Below are 25,348 nucleotides of genomic sequence, written 5' to 3' on the forward strand. Positions count from 1 at the left end.
CAAACGTTTTCGCCAGGCGCGCTCATTCAAAGGTTGTTTCAGTCATGTCACGTCTCAAGGTTCTCTACGGTTTTCACGCGGTGACGGCACGCTTGCGTCACGATCCATCGACGGTCGAAGAAATCTTTTACGACCAGTCGCGCCGCGATCGCCGGATGAACGAGTTTCTCGCCGTGGCGAAAGAGGCGGGCGTGCGCGTGATCGCCGCCGACGAAACGCGCCTGTGGGGCCTCGCGCATACGGAGCGGCATCAGGGCGTCGTCGCGCGCGCCGGCGATCTGCCGCTCGCGCAGAACCTGGCGGAACTGCTCGACGGGATTCAGGGCTCGGCGTTGCTGCTGGTGCTCGATGGCATCACCGATCCGCACAATCTCGGCGCGTGTCTGCGCGTCGCCGATGCGGCGGGCGCGCATGCCGTGATCGCGCCGCGCGATCGGGCAGTCGGCCTGAACGCGACGGCGGCGAAAGTGGCGAGCGGCGCAGCCGATACGGTGCCGTACATCACCGTCACGAATCTCGCGCGCGCATTGCGCGAACTGAAGGATGCGGGCGTGTGGGTCGTCGGAACGGCGGGCGATGCGACGGCGTCGTTGTACGAGACGAAGCTCGATGGTCCCGTTGCGCTCGTGATGGGCGCGGAGGGCGAGGGCATGCGCAGGCTCTCGCGCGACACGTGCGATGAGGTGATGCACATTCCGATGGCCGGCTCGGTCGAGAGCCTGAACGTTTCCGTCGCTTCGGGCGTGTGCCTGTTCGAGGCTGTGCGGCAGAGGTCGGTGAAGAAGTAGCCCTCACGATGCAAAGCCACGACCGGGGCCGTAGCGCCCGGATTTCATGAATCGACAAGCTGCTTTCCAGATCGAAGCCGTCCTCCGCGCGGTCGTCGTTGCGCTCGCGGCGCTGCTCACGGCCGCGTGCACGACGAACATCGTCGAGCGCGGCACCTATTACGCCGACACCTCTCGCCACGCGCAGTACGCCGACACCCGCATCCGCTTCCTCGTGATGCACTACACCGAAATCGACGAGACGCAGTCGCTCGACGTGCTGACGAATGAGCAGGTCAGCGCGCACTACGTCGTGCCGGATCATCCGCGCGAGAAAGGCGGCGAGCCCATCGTCTGGCAGCTCGTCCCCGAGTCGCAGCGCGCGTGGCATGCAGGGCTCAGCTACTGGCAAGGCACGACGGAGCTGAACGCCGCGTCGATCGGCATCGAGAACGTGAACCTCGGCCCGGTCGACACGCCGCAAGGCCGCACGTGGCAGCCGTATCCGCCCGAGCAAGTGGATGCGATGATCCGCCTCGCAAAGGACATCGTCACGCGCTATGGCATTCCGCCGGCGCGCGTCGTCGGCCACAGCGATATCGCGCCCCAACGCAAGATCGATCCGGGTCCGCTCTTTCCGTGGAAGCAGTTGTACGACGCGGGCGTCGGCGCGTGGCCGGACGATGCGACGGTCGCGAAAGAGCTCGCGGGCCGCGATCCGCACGCGAGCGCCGATGTGCGCGCGCTTCAGCAGAAGCTCGCGCGCTACGGCTATGAAGTCGCGACGGACGGCGTGCTCGACGACAAGACGCGCCGCGTCTTCGCCGCGTTCCAGATGCACTTTCGTCCCGCCGACTATTCAGGCGATCCGGACGCGCAAACGGATGCGATTGCGCAGGCGTTGCTCGACAAGTACATGCCGCAGGCGGCGTCAGAACCGGCTCAGCCGGCGCCATGAATGCACTTCGCGCGCGATGGGCACGTGCGCGACATCGGCGACGAGCCGCGAGCAATAAATCCGGCTTCGCGCTCCGACTCCGGTAAACTTGCGCTTTTCCGCCTGCCTTCGCATTTCCTCACCATGACTCAAGACGAACTCAAGCAACTGGTCGGCCAGGCCGCCGCCGACTATGTCCTCGCGAACGTACCGCAAGGCGCCGTGATCGGCGTCGGCACCGGCTCGACCGCGAACTGTTTCATCGACGCGCTGGCCGCGCACAAGTCGCGCTATCGCGGCGCCGTGTCCAGCTCGGTCGCGACGACGGCGCGCCTGCAATCGCACGGTATCCAGGTTTTCGATTTGAACGACGTCGAATCGCTGCCCGTGTACGTCGACGGCGCCGATGAAATCGACCACGGCGGCGCGATGATCAAGGGCGGCGGCGGTGCGCTGACACGCGAAAAAATCGTTGCGTCGGTAGCGGAGAAATTCGTGTGCATCGCGGATGCGAGCAAGCGCGTCGATGTGCTCGGCCAGTTTCCGCTGCCCGTCGAGGTCGTGCCGATGGCGCGCACGGCGATCGGCCGCCGCATCACGGCGATGGGCGGCGTACCCGTCGTGCGCGTGACGAAGGACGGTTCGCCCTATATCACCGACAACGGCAACGAGATCATCGACGTCAAGGGGCTGCGGATCGGCGATCCGCGCGCCGTCGAAGCGCAGATCAACGCGTGGCCGGGCGTCGTGACGGTGGGCCTGTTCGCCGCGCGCGGCGCGGACCTGTGCCTGCTCGGCACGGAGAAGGGCGTCGAGCGGATCGAGTACGAGGCACGCTGAGCCGCACCGCCGTCAGTGCCAGTCGATCTCGTAGAGAATCTGCCCCTGCCATGCGTGGCCGGTGGCCTGATACGCTTTCTCCCAGATGCCGTCTGGCGTGTAATACGCCACTACTTCGCGCTTGGTGAAGCCGTTGCCGTCGCACAGATTCAGCAGGATTTCGAATCCCGCGCATGACGCGGCCTCGCCAGTACCGGGCCGTGCTGGCGGATACGGCAACACCAGCCATTCGATGCCTTCCTTCCGCAGGTACTCGGCCGTTTTGCCGGCGAACAGGTAGGGCGTGAATTCGCTATCGACCAGCCCGCCGAGGTCGTAGATTCGCCGGTGGCTGTAAAAGCCGATGCCGCCGATGTCGAACGACGCGACCTTCGCGTCGGCTGGAAGGTGGTCCGCGAGCCACTCGCCCATCCGTACGTGAGTACCGTTGATGTGCTGAATGCCGTCGTCGGCGATGTTCGACCATTCGACGAGCGAAGCGAGCGCCAGCGCGAACGTGAAGCAGAGCGCGAGTGAGTCATAGCGGCGCCGCGCCTGTTGCGACCAGCCCGCCGCGCCCCTTTTCCCCCCGCGACGTGCAAGAGCACGGCCGAGTTCGAGCAGTCCCAGCGCGATCATCGGGAGCACGAACACGAGCAGCATCGCCTGATACCTCATGCCGTGGCCGATTGTCGGAAAAAGAAAGAAATACGCGCCGAAGTTCGCGAGCGAGAGGGCGATCAGGAACAGCGTGCGCCACGCGCGCCTCCTGACGAGCCTTATCGTGGCGAATACGGCGAGTGCGCCGATCGCAACGGAGATGACGATGCGGGCGACAGTCGACAGTTCGCCCTTGCCAAAATCGACGAATGTGCTGGCCACCTGGAAAAGACAGGCTTTGATGAAGTGGAGAATGATGCCGAGCCGGAACGTATCGGTGGTGCCGAAGTTCAGCCACTTACGGCCGCTCACCGTGACGGGAAGCAGCGAATGGGACGTCAGCCAGTTGTTCGCGACGACGAACGAAATCGCCGCGACGCATGGTAACGCGAGCACGAAGAGCGAGCGCCAGCGCCTCGTGGTCAGGTAAGCGCCAGCGAGGAACAGCGGTACGAAAACGACGGCTTCCGGACGCGTCACGATCGCGCCGCCCAGCAACACGCCCGCCACGAGGATCGGCGGCAGACCCGCAACGGGTCGCCGCGTGAACAGGAAATGGGCGGAGAGGAAGGTGGTTGCCACCAGCAGCAAGTGCTCCATGCCCGTCGAGACAAGCCACGCGAAATTGCCGTACAGCGCCGGCAGCGCGACGAGCGCCATGCGTTCCAGCGGCGGCAACTCGTCCCGTTGCGCCGCGAACCACAGCGCGACCAGAACGACCGCGAACAGCGCGACGTTCAGCGCGAGCAGGAAAGTCGAGGGCTCCACACCCGGCAGGAACCGGTAGTTGACGGCGATGATCCATGGCCAGATGGCGCTCGACGAACCCGAGGACGCGATGCCGGGAATGAATCCCGGGATGCCGTATTCCGCCGCATTTCGCCCGACCACCTGGTGAATCCAAGAATCGTCGAGTGGAAAGCCGTGGTTCTTCAGCACGGGCCACCCGATGGCGATGACGCCGGCAACAAAGCCGCCGATTGCAACGAGCGCGGGGAAAATGTGCGTGCGGCCGCGTTGACGGGTGGCGGCGTCGAGGGTGGTTTCCATTGGCAGGCGGGGGCGGGTGTCAGTGGATAAGCATGGCGATGCTAGGCGGTTTCGTTGCCAGGGAAAGTGCTCCGGCGCACGAAAGTCAGGCTGTGCGTGCGATATAAATGAGTCGCTAAAGAGGGGATTCACGCAACGATGCGAACGGCTCAGCTTGACTCACGACCGCGGGACGAAAAGTCCAGGGAACGCTGGTACTCGACGAAATCCGCGTACCCGCTGGCGATATTGGTCGTGCTGGCTTTGGGCGCAGCGATCGGGGCGGCATTCGGCTTCCTGACGCACGACTCGTGGAATTACCTGCTTCTCGCGCAATCGCTCAAGCGCGGGGAAGGGTGTTCGATCGCTGGCTCGTATTTCGCGATGTTTCCGTGCGGTTATCCGCTTGCGATCGCACTGACCGCGCCTTCCGCCGACATGGCGAGCCTGATGATGAGCAGCAAGGGCACGAACGTAATCCTGCTGTTCTTCGCGTTCCTGTTGCTCAAGCGTACGTTCCACAACGTGCTCGTTCCCACATTCGTGATCGTCAACCCGTTCACGATCGCGTTGTTTCTGTATACGTGGTCCGAGAACCTGTTTCTGCTCGCCTGCTGCGGTAGCCTGTTCGCGCTCTCGCGCGCGCATCGGGGCGGCGCGCGATATCCGTATGGCGCGGTCGCGCTGCTGACGTTCTTCCTGCTCGTAGGCGTGTCGTCGCGCTACTTTTTCGCGCCTTTCGCGGCGGTTGTTTTCTTGTGCGCGTGGCTGGTGTATGGCTCGCGCACCGCGATCAGGACATTGCCCGCGTTTGTCGTCGCGGCGCTGTTCTTCGTGGCCTACCTGAAGTTCAACATGGCGCTCACCGGGATGGCCACGGGCATGCCGCGCATCCCCGCGCCGGAGACGCCCGCTTTCCTGGTGTTCCGCTTCGTTCGGCAACTGACGAAGGAGGTGGTGGTCCTGGGCGTTTCGGTCTCGGCGCTGTTGCGGATGACCCGGAAATATTGGTCGAAGCGATCGGAGGACAGAACCGGGGGCGAGACCGGCGTGCCCGAATCACGGTTGCTGGCCCTCGTGGGTGGGGGCTTTCTGCTGCTTGCTTTCTCTCTACGGTTGCGGACCCAGTACGACCTGTACGACCCCCGAACGCTCAGCTATGGGCTGACGTTCGTCGTCGCCGGGATGGCCGGATTGCGGACGCACATCCCGACGCCCAGGTTTCCGGCCGGGCCGGTGCTGATCTACGGCCTGCTCGTCGCGCTGGCGGCCCCGGCCGACGCGGTGGCGTACTCGGGTAGTGCATTGCTGCCGATGCTGAAGGACGCGCTGGCGAACGGGTACGCATCACCCGTCGCCCCGTTGGCGCGCTATCACAGCCCTGCAACGAACGCTGACCTGATCGTGACAGTGCGGCGGCCCCCCCGCGTCGCCGAGACCGTGGACGATGAAGCGCGCCTCTACTATCCGAAACATGCAACAGTCGTCGAGATTCGTACCGGCCCGTACTCGAAGCCCGATAGCGTGGCGGATATCAGGAAGGACATCGCCAGCCGTCATGCCCATGCGTGCGTGATCGATTTCACGTCATTCGCGACGCGCGAGGATTTAAAGCGTCACCTCGACGGGTCGTTTCCCGTCGCGTTTTCGTCCGGTTCGGGCGGATGGTTGCCCGCTACCGTGTATCAGCGGAGTTTCGATCCGGGCATGAGAGATTACCTCCTGTCGATCTTTCAGCCAGGACGATTTGTTCCGTGCCCTTCATGAGAATGCGATTCAATGTGGTTTGCTGAACAGAGTCACGCCGACCGTGGGAATTACCCTTGCTGGCCGAATTCCATCGCACGGGCAGGCGACGATGAATCACAAAGCACCTGGCAAGCGCATTTCCGACCGCTTCGTGGAGCAGGTAGCGCGGGCGCCTGACGCGATCGCCCTATCGTCCGTGGCGGGCGAGCTGACGTATCGCTCGCTTCATGAGCGGGCGACGTCGCTTGCGGATCGCATCCGCGACAGCTGCGAGTCGCCCGTGCGCCGTGTCGCGGTCATCGCCGGGCGCGGGGCTGACTTCGTCGTAGCGGTGCTCGCTTGCAGCCTCAGCAATGGAACGTTCGTCGTACTGGATGCCGCTTATCCCGATGCACGTATCGGACAGTTGCTCGACATTTGCCGGCCAGGCCTGATACTCGCGGCTGGCGGAGCCGGTCTCGTCGAGCGGTGTCGCAGCATCGCGCGTGCTTCGGGTAAGGCCGTCATGAGCGTGCAGAGTGTGCAGTCAGAGCTGGCGTGTCCGCCCATCCCGCGGTTGCGCCTGGACGACAGGCACGACGAACCGGACCACAGCATTCCGGGGCAGCCCGCCTATCTTCTCTTTACGTCGGGTTCGACGGGTGCGCCCAAATGCGTGGCGGTTTCACACGCGCCGCTGATTCATTTCGTCGAGTGGCACGCGCAAAAAGCCGGCGTGTCGCGATCGGATCGCTTCAGCCTGTTGTCGGGCCTCTCGCACGACCCTGTCATGAGGGATATCTTCACGCCCCTATCGGTCGGCGCGCGGCTGATGATTCCGGCTCAGGAAGCGATCGTCGCACCGGGACAGTTGCGTCAGTGGTTCCATGAGCAAGGGATCACGATCGCGCACCTCACGCCGTCGATGGGCCGCCTGCTATGCGCGCAGGCAAAGGCGGCGCCGGAGTTGAGCGCGTTGCGCCGGGTGTTCTGGGGTGGAGAACGGTTGACTCGGGACGTCGTGAAAGCCCTCCACGGCGTAGCGCCTCGCGCGTTGCAGACAAACTATTACGGTTGCACGGAGACGCCCCAGGCCATCTGCTGTTTCGATGTCGAGCCGGACGCCGTAGGTGAGGACATTCCGATCGGCCGGCCCGTCGATGGCTTCGAGCTTTTTATCTCCGATGAAAGCGGCGAACCCGCGGCGCCGGGAACGCCGGGGGAAATCTGCGTGCGCTCGCCGTTCCTGTCGATGGGATACATGTCGAAGGGCGAACTCGTCGCGGCGGAGCAGCCGGATTTCTACCGCACCGGCGATTTTGGCGCACGCGACAAGCATGGCATTTTCAGCGTGATGGGGCGCCGCGACGATCAGGTCAAGATACGCGGGTTTCGCGTCGACCTGAACGAGATCAGCGCGGGATTGCGGGCCCTTGACGGTGTCGAATGGGCCATGTCGCTGCCGTTCGACGAAGCGAACGGTCAACGCATCGAATCGTTCTTGCAGGTGTCGGGCCATCTCTGGGACGCGAATGGATTGCAGCGCGCGCTGGCTGGGCGCCTGCCATGGCTACATGGTGCCCGCGCGCGTGCACTTTCTTGACGGGCCGCCCCTCCTGCCGAACGGCAAGGTGGACCGCCTCGCATTGAAGCGCCTCGCGCAAGCGCACACGCCGATGCCAGCAGTAGTGGAAAGCGCGCCTCAATCAGGCGAGGAGGCCGCGCTGATCGGTAAATGGGCGGCGATTTTTCCCGGCGAGACGCTTTCGGCGCGCAATACCTTCAAATCGCTCGGCGGCGACTCGCTGAGCTATGTGGAGGCTTATCTGGCAGCAGAGGCGTTGCCGGGAACGCTCCCCGCGGATTGGGCCGACCAGCCCATCGCCCGGCTCGCGCGGCTGCGGCGCACCGGGCATTCGTTCTGGGCCGTTATCGACTCGACGATCGTGATCCGCTGTGTGGCTATTCTGATGATCATCGCCTATCACGCTCAACTGTTCCCGGGAGGGAACGGGCTGACCAGCGTGTTCTTCCTGATCAGTGGCTACGTGTTCGGCACGCTCAAGCTCCCAGCCGATCTACGCGAGTTCCGCGCGGCCGATTCGCTGAGCGCGATGAAGCGGATTTTCGTGCCGGCGCTGGTCTTCGCGCTATTGACGTGTGCGATCAAGGTGGCCCTGGGCAAACGGTTTCCGACAGAGGCGCTGCAGTTCTACGCAAACTGGATTGACTACGCCGAATTGACGGCGCACGGCGGGCAGGTGGAGCCGCTTGCCTCGATCTTCTGGTACGTCGATAGCCTGCTGCAGGTGATCGCGCTGACCACCCTGGCTGCCCTGGCGGCGAAATTCCTGTCAAGGGCTGCCTCGGTCACGATCCGCGCGACGCGCTTTGCGGTCTGCCTTTTCGCGCTCGGGGTGGTGTTGCGGGTCGCGTTTCTGCTCGCGCTGCATCCGGAATATTTCAGGACCGGGATCGAAGAACTGTCGGTTTGGCAGCTCTCGTCACTTGGCAATCTGGCGCCTTTCGCGTTAGGCATGACGCTCACGCAATGGATACGCGGGGGCAACCGCGTGATGGCCACGATTGTGCTTCTCGCATATGGCCTGGTCGATGCGCAGATCTTCGGGCTTTACCGTGGGTTGGCGATGGCCTTCACCGGATTGTGCATGGTCTGGCAGCCAACCATACGGGTGCCGCGTTTTGCTGCGCGATTCATTCGCACGATCGCGGGCAGTGCGCTCTTTATCTACCTATCGCACCAGATTTTCTTCGCGACCGCCAACGGGCTGCTTCGCAAGGAGATGCTGGTCGTCGACCTGCTTGCCGGGATTCTTGGCGGGGTTGCGGTGAGTCTGCTGTGGTCGCGGTTCGAAAGAGGGCTGAACGCGATGGGCGGATTCGTTTTGCGGATGACTGGCGTGGATCGTCAGGGGTAAACGGTTTCACTTGCGGGCGCTTCGGGTTGGTGGCAGCGCATAAACGCGTACCCAGTCGACAGCGAACGTGGAGCCGTCCACCACCTTGGAGAGCGGCCAGCCGCCGCCGAGCGCGTAGTCGATCATCATGTAGTACGGCCCCGTCATATAGCCGGCGCTGCCCGAGGTCGGAATCTGGTTCGTCTTTACGCCGTCGATGTACCAGGTAATGTGCTCCGGATCGATCTGGCAGCCGTAAATGTGGAAATCCTCCCAGGGCTTCGCGCCGTTCGGCATGCGCGTGAACGGCGAATAAAGCTGCTTGCCCGTCGGCTGCGCGCCACCTGCCGGCCAGTTATGGCTCGCCTGCTGGATGACGGCGTTGCCGTCCGTGTACGTATTGCCGTACCACTCGAAAATGTCGATTTCGGACGTGTTTTGCGAGCCGAAATTCAGGTTCGTCGAACTCACGAGCCAGAACGCGGGCCATGAACCGGTGCCCGATTGCGGCATTCTCGCGCGCACTTCGAAATAGCCGTAAAGCTGGGAAAATCCGTTGCCTTGTCCGTCAATCGACGAGATATTGCCCGAGCGCCAGTTGCCGGCCGTGTCCTTGAACGCCTTGATCGACAGCACGCCATTCGCAACGCCAAGTGCGCCAATGTCCCACCGCGACGCGGAGTAGTTTCCGGCCGGCCCATAGGGCGGCGCGTAGTACCACGTCGCATTGCCCTTCGGCGATTGGGTGGTTGCGCTCAGGCGGTCGAACTCGTCGGAAAAGGTCAGCGTGTAGCCGGTCAGGTCGATGTCGCCATGCGCCGTTGTCGAGTCAGTTGCCCCGATGGCCGGATTTCCCTTCATCACGCAAGCCGCGATCAACACCATCACCATCGACACCGGACGGTTCATCGCCAATCTCCTTTCTCTGTCTTTCGCTCAACAAGGCGGCATGTAAAGCGTGCCTTGCATCATGCGTTTTTTTGCGCGAGCGCTTTGTTATGCAACGCACTCTCAGAGATTGATCCAGATGGCGGCCGGCCGTGGCGCACGATATAAACGGATACTGGAAAATGCGTCTGCGAAGGATCGACAACATGGAAATTCATATATTCGGCGTGCTCGTGCTCGTGTTGGGCCTGCTCGCGCTGAACGTCGATTCCCGGTGGTCCATCTACTTTCTCGTCGTAAGTTGGCTTTTTTCGAGCGCGGCCAGCCTTTCGCTGCCGGCACTGGGCGGCATGGGCATTCCTGCCGATAATCTGTTTCTTCTCTTCATCTTCATCCGCGCGTTCAATATAGGCGGCACGGCGGGATTGTGGCGGCCGCTGGCGCCCGGCAGCCCCGGTTTTCCGCTGCTATGCCTCGCCATCGTGGCGCTGGTGGGCGCGTGGTTCCTGCCGCGCGCGTTCGCGGGCGCCACCAACGTGTTCGCGATCAGCCACGGCCCCGCCGATCCCAATGCGATTGGGCCAGTGCCGCTCGGCCCGGTGTCCGGAAACTTCACGCAGTCGGTGTATTTCATCAACGACGTGGCGGTCTATTGCTGCATGACGATTCTTCTCGTCAGGAAGGACGGCTACCGGCATCTTGCGCAAGCCATGCTCGTGCTCGCGGGGTTGAACGTGGTCGCAGGCGTCATCGATATGGTGTCGGGTGCCGCCGGGATGAACGTGCTGAGCGTGCTCAAGACTGCGGACTACGCAATTCACGACGGCGAGGAAGTGGGCGGGCTTCGGCGCCTTACAGGGACATTTACGGAGGCGTCCACGTTTGCCGGTTTCACGATGCTGTTATTCGCGTTCACGGCCAATATGTGGCTGTTCGGTTACCGGCCGCGTGTCACCGGCCTGATTGCCTTCGGGTCGGCCGTGCTGGTCTTGCTGTCCACGTCGGCCACCGCATATGTCGGATTCGTCGCCTATCTGATGGTGCTGCTGTTCAGCCGTTGCGACCGGATTTTCCCGCGAAGCCGCGCGAGAAAGGGATATTTGTTCGCCGCCGTGGGTTGGATCGCCATCGTTGCGCTGATATTAGGTCTGGTATTCAAGCCGGGCCTCGTCGAATCGGTGGCCAACTTCTTCAACGACTCGGTTGTTGCCAAGGCCGACAGCGATTCTGGACGCGAACGCGGCGCGTGGAACCAGCAGGCGCTCACCAATCTGGTCGAGACCTATGGGTTTGGTATCGGGCTCGGTAGCGCGCGGACCTCCAGTTTTGTCCTCGCGCTGCTTTCGAACCTCGGCTTCGTCGGCGCAGTGCTGTTCGGCGTGTTCGCGTGGAACTGCCTCGCCGCCGCGATCCCGGCGCGGGCGCCGCTGTTCGATCGCATGGTCTGCTACGCCGTGCGGCAGTCCATGTTCGCATCGCTGATCATGGGGTCCATAGCGGGCACGATGTTCAACCTCGGATCGTGTTTTTATCTGTTCGCCGCTGCGGCGACCACGGTGTCGTTCACCGCGCGCAGGGCAGCGCCCGTTCGTCGCGCGAACGGCGCCCGTCTTGACGACCCGCCACCGGCAGCGCCTCTGCCGCGGCACGCGTGGCTGCCGCCGAAGGTGCCCGGCGATACGGCGAGTCCCGCGGCGCCACTGCTTGAAACCAAACGCGAGAGCCGCCTGCCCGCATGGCCATACAAAGGTTGACCCAACAACAACGCAGCAATGCCGGCTGACAAAGCATCGTGAATTCAAGCCCTAGCCTGACGCGAAACGCGATTTTCAATCTGTTGGGGAGCGTGCTCCCGCTCGTCGTTTCGCTCGTCACCGTCCCGCTCTACCTCGACCACGTCGGCACGGCCCGCTACGGCGTGCTCGCGATCGTCTGGATGTTGCAGGGCTATTTCGGCTATTTCGACCTCGGTCTCGCGGCCGCGACATCGAACCGTGTGGCGCAGCTCGCCGATCACGCCGAACGCGAATCGCTGATCTGGACGGCACTCGCGTTGAACGCCGGATTCGGCGCGCTGGGCGGCGTCGCGCTGTTTGCAGTGGGCGACCTGCTGCTTGCGCAGTTTCACATCAGTCCCGGCATCTATACGGAAGTCATGGCGGCGCTGCCGTGGCTCGCGGGCGCGGTGCCGCTCGCGACGATCAGCGGCGTGCTCTACGGCGCGCTGATCGGGCGCGAGCAATTCGCGGCGCTCAATGCCGTGCAGGTGCCGGCGGGCATGCTGTTCCAGATCGTGCCGCTCGCGACGGCCATCGTCGCCGGGCCGAAGCTTCAGTTACTCATTCCGTCCGCGATCCTGTCGAGCGCGGCATCGGTGGTGCTGCTCGCTGTCGTGGTCTGCCGGGTTACGCCGTTGCGCTTCGCGCACGGACCGCAACGGCGATTCGTGAAGCCGCTGTTTTCCTACGGTGCGTGGGTGACGGTCACGAATCTTCTGAGCCCGCTGCTCTCGACCGCCGATCGGTTGCTGATCAGCGGCACGATAGGCGCACAGGCCGTGGCCTATTATCAGGTGCCGTTCAATCTCGCGATGCGCGCGCGGATTCTGCCTGGCGTCATCACACGTACGCTGTTTCCGCGTCTGTCAGCGCTTGAATCGAAGAGTGCGAAGGAATTGTCCATTGCTGCCGTGCGCGGGCTGGCCGCGGCGACCACGCCGATGATCGTCATTGGCATCTTCCTGATGCGGCCGTTCCTGACTTTGTGGACAGGGGACGAATTTGCTGCGAAAGCCAGTGTCGTCGGCGAAACGATCATGCTTGGCGTCTGGATCAATTCACTGGCTTTCCTTCCGGCCAACCACTTGCAGGCAATGGGGCGGCCCGACGTCATCGCGCGACTCCATCTTGTCGAACTGGTCCCGTTCGTCGCGCTGCTGTGGTGGGCGCTGCATAGCTTCGGCCTGGTCGGCGCCGCTATCGCGTGGAGCGCACGATGTGCGTTCGACGGCATCCTCCTGTTCGGCGCTGCGGGATTCGGCAAAAAGGTCATGCTGCACCTCGCCGCACCGGCATTACTGATTCTCGCCACTTACGGCGCGGCCGGACTCCTTACGTCGCCTTCGTGGCTGCGCATGGCCGCCTGGCTCTTCTTCACCGCGTTGGCGCTCGCGTGGGCGGGCAGGGCCGAACCGCAGGCCCGTGTGCGTCTGGTGCGCTTCATCACGCTGGTGTTCCGACAGACACGGCGATGGGCGACGGGTCAGTGACGGACGCGACAAACGCATTGAATGAGAGTGACATAAGACTTGATTAGCCTGTTGTTAGACGAATGACTCGTGTTACGGATTTATTTCATGCAAGGTCTTTGCCGTTTTTTTTAACTTCGGTATCCGGAACGATTGGCGTTCAACACGCTTCTTCCTTTCGCGTTCCCTTCGTGAACCGCATTGGAATATTCAAATGGCGCTGCGAAAAGTCGCTGATGCAGATCTGCTGATCCTGCATGAATATGGCGAACCCTCTCACTACGTGGGCGCAATGAGTGCTGCCGTGGCGCTCAACTACGCATCGGTGGCGCAGCTCGAATTCACGCCGCTGCGAAAGCTGAAGCATGCTCTCAAGCATGGCGATCACGACACAATGAAGAAGGCCCTTAGAGATGCCTGTTTTCTTGTTTTCTGGATACTGTTTCCTCAGGCGCTCAAGGGCAAGACAGTGATTCTGGGCATGGCCCCTCTCGACTGGCGAATTGCCATGCTTTCTCGTGCATTGAAGCGCGCACGAGTCATCTACCATTCGTCGTGGACCGATTGGGGAGGGGCGCGCTTTGCAAAGAATCCGCCTGTTCTCAGAAAAACGATCGGCAGGGTCTGGTCTAATTTTCTAACTCGAAGAGTCGAGCGCTTCGCGTTGGTGACGCCACGCGTCGCGGAGCAGATCCAGAGTCGATTCAAGATCGACAGGAAGCGTATCTTCATCGTTTTTCATTCTTATGATCAGGTCATCTTTCGACCTGCTTGCGCACGGAAGCAGGCGCCGTTGAAAGTCGTTTTCGCCGGGCGGCTCGATGATTCGAAAGGTGTGGAAGATGTGCTCGAACTCGCGAGACGATTGCCTTCCGTCGAGTTCGGACTGGTCGGTGACGGCCCGCTCAAAAGAAGGATCGAATGGACTGGCTTGCCTAACGTCACGCTGTTTGGACGCGTCAATGGTCGCGCTGCCATCTCGTCCATTTACAGACAACACCATGTCATTGTTCTTCCGTCGAAGCGGACCACTGCCTGGGAAGAGCTATTCGGTATGGTCCTCGTCGAGGCGATGGCATGCGGGTGCATCCCCATGGCGACGAATCATACCGGTCCGAGCACCATCGTTCGCGATTCCGCCTTGAAGGAATTCATCTTCGCCGAGAACGAGTTTCTGGAAGGTGCTACAGCCGCGCTATCGAAGTTGCAGCACGACAGTGTGCGACTGATGCTCCTGACGAAAAATGCCATCGAAGATTCGCAGCGGTTCGCACTTCCTGAGATCGAAAAAATCTGGATAAGCGTTCTGCGATGAGCGCGGCCGATTAGACATACGCGCGGAAAAAGACCGTTCGGCAGTACACACAACCCGTTGCTTGCGAACTATATACGAGACGAAACGGCGGCCAGCTTCACAAGGAAATTGTCGGTTGAAATTCCAGCGCTAATCGGGTGATTGCCTCGTATCGCCGCGCTATCGCCTTTCCCAACTCATGTGTTGAGGACCGCACACTTGCTCATCGATCTCGGTGGTGCTGGTTGCACGCTCTACGATATAAATCAATTGCCGACATTCAGAAGGTCATGCGCGCAGTACCCAGGCTGCGCAAATGTCTGACCACGATGTGATCGTGTCGTCTGATCGTCGCAACAGGTAGAGGGAATCGACGTTTTCTACTTTGGATAACTGATCGTGCATGCCAACACCTCGCGAATCTACGGATCGCATACGCCATGTGAAGAATTCCGGCCTGCGGCGCGTCGAGTCGGGGTCGTCGTGGCTGATGGATTTTCGCTGCTCAGTCTCGGCATGCTGCTCGAAGTGTTCAGGCTTGTGCAAGAGATGAAGGGCGCAGGCACGGGTGAAGGGCGCATGGCAGGCGCGATATACACGGTGCAGATATTGTCGAAAGACGGCGGGGCTGTGACGGGTTCCGCGGGCGCAAGGATCTGGACTTGCGCCCCCGACGACTATAGTCAGGAATGCGGCGATACCCTGCTGGTGGCAGGACCGTTCAAGGCGCCGGATGTGATGGGAAACGAGATCGCGTCGTCGGTCGGCGGTGCGGGTAATCGAACCAGGACGGCATGCCCGGCCGTGAGCGGTACCGTGCATATCCCATCCGATGCCCGATGGAGCGAGTCGTACGAAACAGTGCGTGACGCACTGGCGATCGTCTCGCGCGACTTCGGGGAAACGGTCGCTTGCGAAATTGCCGAGCGTCTCCTTCCCGGTGCGGCAGGCAGGCTGCTTCCGGCGGCGAGTGGCGGCGACGCCGTCAACCGTAAGGTGCGCTGGGGCGCACAGTGGTTGATGGAAAACTGCGACCGGCCGATCACAATCGAAGATGCGGCTCAGGAGGTCGCAATGAGCAGGCGCAATTTCTTGCGCAGGTTCAGGCTCGAAATGGGTAGTACGCCATCCGAATACCTGCTGCGGGCGCGCCTTGAATTGGCCTGCAGGTTGCTGGCTGAGACAGAGCTGCCCGTCGACAAGATCGCACGGCGCTGCGTAATGGGTAACGGGGACAACCTCGCGAAGATCTTTCGCAAGCGTTTGTCGATATCGCCGACTGAATATCGCGAGCACCATCGTCGCGGCAAATGCGTGGTCGTGGATATGCCGGCGCGCCGCAGCCAGCGAGATTGGAGTTCACTTCAGGCGATCTAGCGGCCTCGTCAACTCGCATTGGCTCATGGTGCAACAAAGAGAAGTGAAGTGTGTGCTACTTAAAAAAGCAGGATTACGAAATTTATAGAAACATCGGGGTGGGTACTCCGGAGTTGAATTCGGCAGGCGGACGTGCTGGTTTGGAGTTCAAGACATGTCTGGACTATTTCATCGAGCTTTCGATATTTTGTTGATCGTGTTCGGCGGCGTGAGCGCGTTGCACCTGCGCCTCCCGGTTTCGGCCCACCCTCATGAGATGGAGATGACGCTGGTCGCGTTCGTTTCGGCTCTTGCATTGTCGGTCTTTCCGGCCTTTGGAACATACCGCGCCGGGCAGAGTGGCTCGATGGTCAGCGTTGCGGGCCGCACCGCTATGGCATGGCTGGTCGTTCAGCTTTGTGGACTCGTGCTTCTTTACGTGATCAGTCGAACTCAACTCCTTGCATTGCCGTGGTTCATTTATTGGACGTTGACCACAGGCGTATCGCTGCTCGTCTCGCACACCGCCATGTTTGTTTTGTTGCGCGTCGTATGGCCGGCTGTCGTGCGCGCGTGGCAGAACAAGGCGAGGATGGCGTCCTCCGTTCAGACGGTGACGGGGGCGCCGATCGTGCGGCAGATGACGAAGCGAGCATTCGATCTCGTGGTCGGAATCGTGCTGCTTGTTGTGCTTTCTCCGTTACTGGGCATCCTGGCGCTTACGGTCAGGCGCGACGGCGGGCCGGCATTGTTCGTGCACCAGCGGGTCGGTCGAAACGGCCGAAAGTTTGGATGTCTGAAGTTCCGGTCAATGGTCGTGAACGCCGACCGGGTGCTGAAGGAACTGCTGGAGACCGACCCGCGAGTTCGGGCCGAATGGGAGCGGGATCTAAAGCTGAAGGACGATGTGCGCGTCACGCCGATTGGCCGGTTTCTGCGGCGCACGAGTCTTGATGAATTACCGCAGCTATGGAACGTGGTGCGCGGCGACATGAGCCTGGTGGGCCCTCGGCCCATCGTCGACCAGGAACTGGCCCGTTATGGCGATGATGTGGACTACTACCTCATGGCCAAGCCCGGGATGACGGGCCTGTGGCAGGTCAGTGGGCGTAGCGATACCGACTACGCAACGAGAGTGTCGCTGGACGTCGCATATGTGAGGAGCTGGTCGATGTCGCGCGACATCGCGATTCTCTTCAAGACGTGCAAGGTGGTGCTGCAAGGCAGCGGCGCGTATTGACCCGCGAGCTGACGTTCGCGGACAGCATTGGGGAAGTGAACTACTGCGACTGTCCCGGTGGCTGATCCGCAGGCCCGTGAGCCGTCCACGGCGCATTCACCGAAGGGGCACTCAGCGACGGAGTGTCCAGCGATGGAGGATCGTAGGACATGGGGTTCCAGCCATCGTAGGAATACAGGTCGGAGGTGCTCTGTGCGGCGGCCGCGGACGGGTGGCGCCGCTGGGCGGAAGGGGCGGCCGTGCGCGATGGCGATCGACGCGACGCTGTCGAGGGTGGATAGGAAAACTGCGGGTACTGGTGGTAGTTGGCACCGGAACGGCCGGCGTGTTGGGCGGGCCCGCTCGCAGGGGCTGGATGTGCAGGGACTGTTTGTGCCACGGCGTTCGTCAACGCCAATGCCATGCACGAACTCAATACCGTAAGGGAAAGCCGCTTGTTCATGAGAGTTGGCGATATTGCTGAAAACGTTGAGCGAAAAAATGACACGTGCGCGGGGTTAAGACAATGTTACACAGTGGACCTGATTTTGCACAGGCGGTGCAGGGAAGTGATCCATCCAGTTGCAGGTTCACGCAGCCGGACCGGCTTGCGCACGTGTCGGAAGGCGAGTCGCGTGAAGGTATCGAGGCGGGTGCCTGGCGGCATACCGTCGCTGCAATCGCGGCGGTGGCCTTGCTTCTTTCCGGATGTGCGATGTCGCCCGGCATGAGCTATGGGACGATGGGGCGCGCTGCCGGCGACCCGCGCACGGGTGGCGAAGCCGGTACCGCACTGGCTGCGACGCAAACCAAAGCAGCGCAAGGCGCGGATGCTCCGCCGCCGCATGCGCTCGTCGAAATCAACAGCGAGCTGATTGCTCAGGAACTGTCGAATCGCTCGACGGAAGTCTCGCAGAACGTCGCAGAACTCTTTGCAGAACCTGCGCCATACACGCTCGGATACGGTGATGTGCTTCAGATTATGGTGTGGGATCACCCTGAGATGAACCAGCCGAACACATCGACGGGCGGCGGCGCAGATTCGGGAACGAGTTCCGTCGTATCGGGCTATACCGTCGACTCCACGGGAATCATCCAGCTTCCCTACGTCGGCCCCGTCAAGGTGATCGGCTTGACTGAGCTGGAAGCTCGCGACCTGGTTGCGCGGAAGCTGTCGCGTTATCTGCGTGAACCGCAGGTGACATTGCGTATCGCGGCCTATCGCGGCAAACGGATCTATCTCGACGGCGAGGTGCGCAATCCCGGCTTGCAGGTTCTCAACGACATGCCGATGACATTGCCCGAGGCGATCAATCGGGCGGGGGGCTTCACGACCACTGCGGACCGCTCGGAGGTCAGCATCACGCGCGGCAAGAAAACGGTAGTCGTGAATCTTCCCGACATGATCAAGAAGGGCGTCAACCCCGACAGCATTCTTCTGCGAAACGGCGACCTGGTGCGGGTTTTCTCGCAGAACGACAGCAAGGCATATGTGCTCGGCGAGGTTGGGCATCCTGGGAACGTACTGTTCAACAATGGGCGCCTGTCGTTGAGCGACGCAATCGGCAGCGCGGGCGGAATCAATCAGGCGTCCGGTGACGCCTCCCAGGTGTATGTCGTGCGCCGGCAAGACGGCGCAGATCCGACCGTATTTCATCTCGATGCGACATCGCCAACTGCGATGGCCATTGCGGACGGCTTCAATCTCAAACCTAGCGATGTCGTATTCGTGGACGCATCGGGCCTCGTCAGGTGGAGCCGCGTGATCAATCTGATCTTGCCAAGCACGCAGGCTGCGGCGACGGGCCGGATGATCGGCTACTGAGACGAGCGTGCGAGATGTGTCCGATGCGCGCCTGCGATCGCGGGAGCGCACCATTGGAAGGCTTGAGGAAGTGGAGAAAAAGCATGAACTACCCCGGCACGCCCGCAATAGATGTCGAAGCGGAACAGGGCGGACAGGCGCGCAGCTATCGCGAAATGCTCTATCAGAGCCGCTTCCTGATCGGCGCTGTGACGGCTGTCTTTCTGTTGGGCGGTCTGGCGTATGCGACGCTCGCCGAGTCCGTGTACCAATCGGATATTCTCATTCAGGTCGAGGAGAACGACCATTCTGCGAAGAATGCATTGACCGACCTCTCGTCGATGTTCGCGGTCAAGACGGCGGCTTCGGCGGAAATCGAGGTGCTCCGTTCACGCATGGTGATAGCACGTGCGGTCGAAAGAACAAGCCTTTACATGAGCGCCGAGCCACGCTATTTCCCCGTCGTCGGAAAGTGGCTTGCCAGGCATCTGAGCAATCTCGACTACTCGGGGATCGGCGGTTACGCGTGGGGAGCGGAGCGCATCGACGTCGCCTCCATCGATGTGCCGGACGCGCTTGCCGGCATGAAGCTCACGCTGACCGCGCTGGGCGGCGGCGCGTTCAGGCTCACGGAGAAGACGCACAACGTCGATCTGTTGGGGCATGTCGGGGAACCATTGAGGGCGTCACTGGCGGGAGGTGAACTGTCTCTGCTCGTCACCGATCTGGTCGGCAAGCACGGAGTCCGCTTCACGGTCGTGTGCAACTCGCGGCTTGCAACCATCCAGGCGTTGCAGGGTAGCTTGCTGATTAGCGAAAAGGGACGGGATTCCGATGTCATCGGCGTCGCGTTGCAGGGAAACGATCCGCTGAAGATCAGCCAGGTGCTCAATGCGATCGGCACCGAGTATGTGCGGCAGAACATCCGCCGCACGGCCGAGGAGGCGGAGAAATCCATTGCCTTCCTCGATCGCCAGTTGCCCGAGCTGAAGACGCAACTCGAGGCTGCAGAAAGCCGCTTCAATGCGTTTCGCGCGCTGCACGGCACGGTCGACCTGAACGCCGAGGCCAATGCGCTGCTCTCGCGCTCCTCCGAAGCGCAGAGTGCCGTAGTGGATCTCGAACAAAGACGGACGCTGCTGCTCGAGCGCTTTATGCCGGAACATCCGGCCGTACGCAGCATTGAAGACCAGCTGGCGGAGGCGAAACGTCACGTGTCGGATCTGGCTTCCAACACGCAGAAGCTGCCGCCACTCGAGCAGAGTCTGTTGCGTCTGCAACGGGACGTGCAGGTCAACACCGATCTGTACACGAACCTGCTCAACACGCAGGAGCAACTTCGCCTCGTGAAGGCGGGCAAAGTAGGCAACGTGCGGATGCTCGATGCGGCCGTCGTGCCCGAAAGCCCCATTCGTCCCAAACGGGCACTGGCCGTGGTGGGAGCGTTGCTGTCTGGCATCTTCGTCGGCATCGTTCTTGCACTTCTGAAGCGCGCGGTGATCGACCGGGTCGACGCGCCGGAGGAAATCGAGTTCGGTACCGGGCTGAGCGTCCTCGCGAAAGTGCCGCGAAGCAAAGCCCAGGAACTGCTTACGCGCAGTGATCCATCGGCTGAGCCGGGAAGCCTCGTATTGGCCCATGCATCGGCCGACGACGCGGCGATCGAGAGCCTGCGCGCCTTCCACAGTGCATTGGAATTTGCGCTATTGAATGCGCCAAACCGCATTGTCCAGATTGCTGGTCCGACGCCGTTCGTCGGCAAGTCGTTCGTCTCTGTCAATCTTGCCGCGCTCATGGGTGCATCGGGCCAGCGTGTGCTGCTCGTCGACACCGACTTGCGCAGGGGCACGCTGCACCGGTGTCTGGGTGCCGCACAAGGCCCGGGTCTGGCCGAACTGGTGGCAAAGCGATTGCGGTTCGACGACGTGGTGCGGCGCGCGGTGCTGCCGGGCGTGGACTTCATAGCCTGTGGCGCTTACGGCCCGAACCCGAGTGCGATTCTCCTGCATCCCAGCTTCCATGCATTCATGCGTCAGGTGGAAGCCGAATATGACGTCGTGCTGATCGACTCGCCTCCCATTCTGCCCGTCGCTGACTCCGGCATCGTCGCGAAGCATTCGGGCACGGTGTTCATGGTGGCACGCCACGGCGTGACGAGTCTTGCGGACATCCGCGAATCGGCGCGGCGATTCGCGCAGATCGGCGTGCCCGTTCGAGGCGTCGTGTTCAACGATATTTCGCGCCCCGCCAGGTACGGCCGGGAGTACGGAACGTATCGCTACACCGCCCCATTGCCGAACCCCAAAAGCGAGGGAAGCCAGCCGTGAAAGACATCACGATCGTGATATGCAGCTACAACTATGAACGGTTTCTGCGGGAAGCCATCGACTCGGCATTGGCCCAGGAGCCCGACAGGACACATGTCGTCGTCATCGACGACGGTTCGACGGACGGATCGCGCGCAATCATCGAAAGCTATGGAGACCGCATCGCGTCCGTGATGAAGGAAAACGGCGGTCAGGCAAGCGCGTATAACCTCGGGCTCGAGCTCGCCGACACGGAGTACATCCTTTACCTCGACTCCGACGATGTCTTGTATGAAGGCGCAATCGCCCGGGTTCTCGATGCGTTCGAGAGCGGGCAGTATGCGAAGGTGCAGTTCCGGTTGAGCGTGATCGATGGCGAGAGCGTGCGGACGGGCGCACACGTGCCGAACTCGACGCCGCCTGCCGGGTGTGGGCAATTGTTGCGGCGCGGGTGGCTCTATCCATCTCCGCCGGCGTCGGGCAACGTGTACCGGGTCAGTGCGCTCAGGCGAATCCTTCCGCTGCCGAAAGCGAAAGGGCGTGGCATCGCCGCGGACTTCTTCGCGATCTACGGCATCGCCTTGCTCGGCGACGTGATGGCGATCGATGAGGAACTCGGCGGTTACCGTGTCCATGGTCCGAAACCCGAGTCAAAGCAAGGAACGGATCGACAGGTTGGGTTGTCGATCGCCAACTGCCAGGACGTCAATGAAGTGGTGAATGCGTTCCCGCACCGCTGGGCCGCACTGCGTCAACTGGTCAATGAGCGGCTGGGAGAAGAGCTTCCTGAGCGCGGGCTCGACTTCTCGTATGAGAAAGCGCATCTGTGCATGCGCGTCTACAATGCGCCGCTCTGGAAGCGTTGGAAATGGGTCCTGTTTGAATCAGGGCAGTATTTCCGATCGATCGTCGCGAATCCTTTCTGGAGCGTCCGCAAGAAGATTTCGGCGATCGCGCTGACGTTCGCATGCCTCGTGCCGTTGCGCCGTATCAGCGATCTGGCGGTGCTGTATATAGCGAATCCGCTTGCGCGCCAGGCGCATGCGCGCCGCTCATGAGACGGGGGCGCTGCGCATGACCTCGTCGGCGACCAGGCGACTGGTGATCAACGGTCGATTTCTCGGACGTCCGGCCACCGGGGTGGACCGCTTTGCGTTCGAGACGGTAAGGGCCATCGATGCACTACTGAGTGCGGAAGATCGCATCGTGGCCGGCTTGAAGGTGGAGCTCGTCGCACCGGCTCACGCCGGGCGCTCGCACAGCCCTTTCGCTCACATTCCGCTCAGAACGGCCGGACACGGCCGGGGCACGTGCTGGGAACAACTGAGCTTGCCGTTCGTTGCGAACGGCTCGCTGTTGCTCAACCTTTGCAATTCGGGACCCATTGTGTACCGGCGACAGGTGACGGTGCTGCATGATGCCGCGCCCGTGCGTGTTCCTCAGAGCTACAGCCGCGCGTTTTCGGCGTGGTATCGCTGCATGGCGCCCACGATCGGACGGGTTGCGCGCCGCATCGTCACGGTGTCGGAATTTGCCCGGACCGAGCTATGCGAAGCCTATGGCATTCAGGCCAGCAAGATCGGCGTCGTGTCGGAGAGCGGCGAACATATGCTGCGTGTACAGGCGGCCCGCAACCATCCCTGTCGCGGACAGAAGCGCCCTTATGTACTGGCCGTCGGCAGTCGCAACCAGCACAAGAACTTCAGGCTTGTCGCCGAGGCCGCAAGGCTGATGGTGGGCGCGCCATTCGACATCGTAGTGGTGGGAGGTTCCGACCCGCGCGTCTATGGTGAAGAGCAGGACGCGCTGCCGTCGTTCGTCCGGCATCTCGGCTATGTCAGCGATGCGGATCTGGGCGCGCTATACCGCGATGCCGCGTGTTTCGTATTCCCGTCACGCTACGAAGGTTTCGGACTGCCTCCCGTCGAAGCCATGGCGCTCGGATGCCCGGTTGTTGCTTCGCGCCTGCCTTCCACCGTCGAGGTTTGCGGCGACGCGGTGCTTTACTTTTCGCCGGATGATCCGCGCGAACTCGCAGAAGTGCTGCATCGTGTCACATCTGATTCGGCGTTGCGCGAACGCATGCGCAAGAACGGGTACGCCCGGTCTGCTCAATTAACGTGGCGTGCGACGGCCGTCAGACTGCTCGAAGAGGTATTGCCATGGCTCAACTAGCCAACAACGAGACGGTTGCCGTTGATCCGCGGCGCTTCGGTCGCGTCGCGCTCGTGCACGACTGGCTCGTGAGTTACGCAGGTTCCGAGCGTGTCGTTGAGCAGATTCTCAAGCTTTGGCCCAACGCGGAACTGTTCAGCGTCGTCGATTTCTTTCCGGAAGTTCTTCGTTCCGATGTGCTTGGCGGCAAGCGCGCGACTACCTCGTTCATTCAGAAGCTGCCGAGAGCACGCACTGCATTTCGTGCCTATTTGCCTCTGATGCCGCTCGCGGTAGAGCAGTTCGATCTCTCCGGATTCGACCTTGTGATTTCTTCCAGCCATGCAGTTGCCAAGGGCGTCATCACCAGCCCGAACCAGGTGCATGTCAGCTACGTGCATTCGCCCATTCGTTACGCCTGGGATCTGCAGCATCAGTATCTTGCCGAGACACGCAAGCTGCGCGGGCCAAAAAGCTGGGCTGCAAGGGCCGTTCTGCATTACATGCGGATCTGGGACATGCGCACCGCAAATGGCGTCGACGAATTCGTCGCCAATTCGGCGTTTATCGGGCGTCGCATCCGGAAGATTTACGGGTGCGCTGCACAGGTCGTGTATCCGCCTGTCGATGTAGAGCGTTTCGTGCCGGGCGGCCGCGATCGCGGGGATTTCTATCTGACGGCGTCGAGGATGGTGCCGTACAAGCGAATTCCACTCATTGTCGAGGCCTTCTCGAAGATGCCAGAGCGCCGTCTGATCGTGATAGGCGACGGTCCGGAGTTCGCGAGGGTGCGCGAGCTCGCAAGGCCGAACATCACGCTGCTTGGCTATCAGCCTTCGAACGTGCTGATCGACTACATGCAACGCGCGCGAGCGTTCGTATTTGCCGCCGAGGAGGACTTCGGGATTTCGGTCGTCGAGGCACAGGCCTGTGGGACGCCCGTGATCGCCTATGGGCGGGGCGGCGTGCTGGAGACAGTGATCGATTCCAGTGATCCACGTTTCGGCACAGGAGTGTTCTTTTACGAACAGAGCATCGAAGCGATCGTCGATACGATCAAGCGGTTCGAAGCTCGTGCGCCGTTCGACGAAGAGGTGTGCCGGCTGAATGCAGCCCGCTTTTCAGTGGCCCGGTTTCGACGGGACTTTGCTGGCGTCGTCGAGTGTGCAATGGGACGACATGCGGGTCTGCTCACGGACGACCAGCAGGCACTCGTGGAATCGCGCGAATAGAACCTTTAAGGCCGGGGATGACCATGCAGAGCTTTGTGATAGTTGCGACGCGAGGCCGAGCTGCGGAGACGGCCACATTGTTCGACTATCTTCTGGGCCAGGTTCGCCGTCCCGATGCCGTCTATGTGGTCGGTGCGGGAGAGGCGGACATAGCAGGGCTCGACACACATCCAATGTGCGATGCCTTGCCCGTGTTCCTGCTCATCTCGGAGACGGCGGGACTGACGGCACAGCGCAACTACGGCGTGAGCGCAATGCTGCGCGAGGTCGATCGGGCGAACGCCGGCAAGTCATGGTTCCTCACGTTCTTCGACGACGACTTTCGGCCGCATGCCGAGTGGCTGTCGAGCTGCGAGACGCTGTTGTCGCAAGACCCGGACGTGGTCGGCGTGACAGGTCAGATTCTCGCGGACGGCGTGAAAACAGCGGGTGTTTGCGAGGCCGACGCGCGCAGGTATTTGAGTGGGGCCCTGGCGCCGCGTGAGCATTGGGCGTCGGGCACGGAGCGCAGGGAAATCTCCTCGGCTTACGGCTGCAACATGGCATTCGTCGATCGCGTCGCACGCGTATGCCGGTTCGAAGAAGCGTTGCCGCTATATGGATGGCAGGAGGACCAGGATTACACCTCGCAGGCGCAGCGTTTCGGCAAGTTCGTCTACGAGCCGGCGTGCCGCGGCGTGCATCTCGGCATAAAGAAGGGGCGCATTTCAGGGGTGCGTCTTGGCTATTCGCAGATCGCCAATCCCGTCTTTCTCGTGAAGAAGAACACGATGGCGCGCAAGACAGCGTGTGTATTCATTAGCCGTCACATCCTGTCGAATCTGTTTCATAGCTTGCGTCGCGATCCTCTCTTCGACTATCGCGGGCGTCTCTGGGGAAACCTGCTGGCCTTTGCGGACCTTCTGGCGGGTACGAGTCACCCGCAACGCATTCTGAAGATGTGACGAAAGCGATGAGCATCGGGCCGTCGATGGCAAGCAGTGGCGAGCC

At 61.8% G+C, this 25,348-nt stretch carries 19 protein-coding genes; 17 read left to right on the forward strand and 2 right to left on the reverse strand.

The window, feature by feature from the left end:
- Window positions 1-44: 44 nt before the first annotated feature.
- The 3 genes from rlmB (at window position 45) to rpiA (ending at window position 2,544) form a co-directional block, all read left to right on the forward strand.
- Window positions 45-788, forward strand: coding sequence for a 23S rRNA (guanosine(2251)-2'-O)-methyltransferase RlmB (gene rlmB, locus BN2476_RS03575; RefSeq protein WP_087732775.1), 744 nt, complete (start codon window positions 45-47; stop codon window positions 786-788).
- Window positions 789-858: 70 nt separating this feature from the next.
- A complete protein-coding gene (locus BN2476_RS03580) occupies window positions 859-1,725 on the forward strand; it encodes an N-acetylmuramoyl-L-alanine amidase (protein ID WP_162849228.1) in 867 nt (288 codons plus the stop codon).
- Window positions 1,726-1,848: 123 nt separating this feature from the next.
- Complete coding sequence (gene rpiA / locus BN2476_RS03585) at window positions 1,849-2,544, forward strand: ribose-5-phosphate isomerase RpiA (protein WP_087732809.1); 696 nt, start codon at window positions 1,849-1,851, stop codon at window positions 2,542-2,544.
- A 12-nt stretch (window positions 2,545-2,556) separates the two neighbouring features.
- Here the strand turns inward: rpiA and BN2476_RS03590 are convergent, their stop codons facing one another.
- A complete protein-coding gene (locus tag BN2476_RS03590; RefSeq protein ID WP_087732777.1) occupies window positions 2,557-4,233 on the reverse strand; it encodes a DUF8728 domain-containing protein in 1,677 nt (558 codons plus the stop codon).
- A gap of 234 nt (window positions 4,234-4,467) precedes the next feature.
- Here BN2476_RS03590 and BN2476_RS03595 point away from each other — a divergent pair, with 234 nt between their 5' ends.
- From BN2476_RS03595 to BN2476_RS03605, 3 genes are all read left to right on the forward strand, one after another.
- Complete coding sequence (locus BN2476_RS03595) at window positions 4,468-5,979, forward strand: hypothetical protein (RefSeq protein WP_143810889.1); 1,512 nt, start codon at window positions 4,468-4,470, stop codon at window positions 5,977-5,979.
- Between the two features lie 91 nt (window positions 5,980-6,070).
- A complete protein-coding gene (locus BN2476_RS03600; protein ID WP_087732779.1) occupies window positions 6,071-7,543 on the forward strand; it encodes an AMP-binding protein in 1,473 nt (490 codons plus the stop codon).
- On the forward strand, window positions 7,530-8,879 hold the full coding sequence (locus BN2476_RS03605) for an acyltransferase family protein (protein WP_143810890.1): 1,350 nt from the start codon (window positions 7,530-7,532) through the stop codon (window positions 8,877-8,879). Before BN2476_RS03600 ends, BN2476_RS03605 begins: the two co-directional genes overlap by 14 nt.
- A gap of 6 nt (window positions 8,880-8,885) precedes the next feature.
- On the opposite strand, the gene BN2476_RS03610 is transcribed toward BN2476_RS03605, so the two are convergent.
- Entirely contained in the window at window positions 8,886-9,767 is an 882-nt protein-coding gene (locus BN2476_RS03610) for a glycoside hydrolase family 16 protein (protein ID WP_087732781.1), read from the reverse strand.
- 185 nt (window positions 9,768-9,952) lie between these two features.
- Between BN2476_RS03610 and BN2476_RS03615 the strand changes: the two genes are divergently transcribed.
- The 11 genes from BN2476_RS03615 (at window position 9,953) to BN2476_RS03665 (ending at window position 25,302) form a co-directional block, all read left to right on the forward strand.
- Complete coding sequence (locus tag BN2476_RS03615; protein ID WP_087732782.1) at window positions 9,953-11,500, forward strand: O-antigen ligase family protein; 1,548 nt, start codon at window positions 9,953-9,955, stop codon at window positions 11,498-11,500.
- A 38-nt stretch (window positions 11,501-11,538) separates the two neighbouring features.
- Window positions 11,539-13,014, forward strand: a complete 1,476-nt coding sequence (locus tag BN2476_RS03620; protein ID WP_160111665.1) for a flippase — start codon at window positions 11,539-11,541, stop codon at window positions 13,012-13,014.
- A gap of 193 nt (window positions 13,015-13,207) precedes the next feature.
- The gene (locus tag BN2476_RS03625) at window positions 13,208-14,308 is read left to right on the forward strand and encodes a glycosyltransferase family 4 protein (protein ID WP_087732784.1); all 1,101 of its coding nucleotides are present in this window, start codon (window positions 13,208-13,210) and stop codon (window positions 14,306-14,308) included.
- 495 nt (window positions 14,309-14,803) lie between these two features.
- Complete coding sequence (locus tag BN2476_RS03630) at window positions 14,804-15,664, forward strand: helix-turn-helix domain-containing protein (RefSeq protein ID WP_087732785.1); 861 nt, start codon at window positions 14,804-14,806, stop codon at window positions 15,662-15,664.
- Between the two features lie 154 nt (window positions 15,665-15,818).
- A complete protein-coding gene (locus BN2476_RS03635; protein ID WP_087732786.1) occupies window positions 15,819-16,883 on the forward strand; it encodes a sugar transferase in 1,065 nt (354 codons plus the stop codon).
- Window positions 16,884-17,421: 538 nt separating this feature from the next.
- Window positions 17,422-18,687, forward strand: a complete 1,266-nt coding sequence (locus BN2476_RS03640; RefSeq protein ID WP_235850680.1) for a polysaccharide biosynthesis/export family protein — start codon at window positions 17,422-17,424, stop codon at window positions 18,685-18,687.
- Between the two features lie 83 nt (window positions 18,688-18,770).
- Window positions 18,771-20,993, forward strand: coding sequence for a GNVR domain-containing protein (locus BN2476_RS03645; protein ID WP_160111666.1), 2,223 nt, complete (start codon window positions 18,771-18,773; stop codon window positions 20,991-20,993).
- Window positions 20,990-22,030, forward strand: coding sequence for a glycosyltransferase family 2 protein (locus tag BN2476_RS03650; protein WP_087732789.1), 1,041 nt, complete (start codon window positions 20,990-20,992; stop codon window positions 22,028-22,030). The genes BN2476_RS03645 and BN2476_RS03650 overlap by 4 nt, the downstream gene beginning before the upstream one ends.
- Window positions 22,014-23,147, forward strand: coding sequence for a glycosyltransferase family 4 protein (locus BN2476_RS03655; RefSeq protein ID WP_235850681.1), 1,134 nt, complete (start codon window positions 22,014-22,016; stop codon window positions 23,145-23,147). Before BN2476_RS03650 ends, BN2476_RS03655 begins: the two co-directional genes overlap by 17 nt.
- On the forward strand, window positions 23,135-24,358 hold the full coding sequence (locus BN2476_RS03660) for a glycosyltransferase family 4 protein (protein ID WP_087732790.1): 1,224 nt from the start codon (window positions 23,135-23,137) through the stop codon (window positions 24,356-24,358). Before BN2476_RS03655 ends, BN2476_RS03660 begins: the two co-directional genes overlap by 13 nt.
- 77 nt (window positions 24,359-24,435) lie before the next feature.
- Window positions 24,436-25,302, forward strand: a complete 867-nt coding sequence (locus BN2476_RS03665; protein WP_143810892.1) for a glycosyltransferase family 2 protein — start codon at window positions 24,436-24,438, stop codon at window positions 25,300-25,302.
- The last annotated feature ends 46 nt before the right edge of the window (window positions 25,303-25,348 follow it).

The sequence above is a fragment of the Paraburkholderia piptadeniae genome (assembly GCF_900007165.1).
In the GTDB taxonomy this organism is placed as follows: Bacteria; Pseudomonadota; Gammaproteobacteria; order Burkholderiales; family Burkholderiaceae; genus Paraburkholderia; species Paraburkholderia piptadeniae.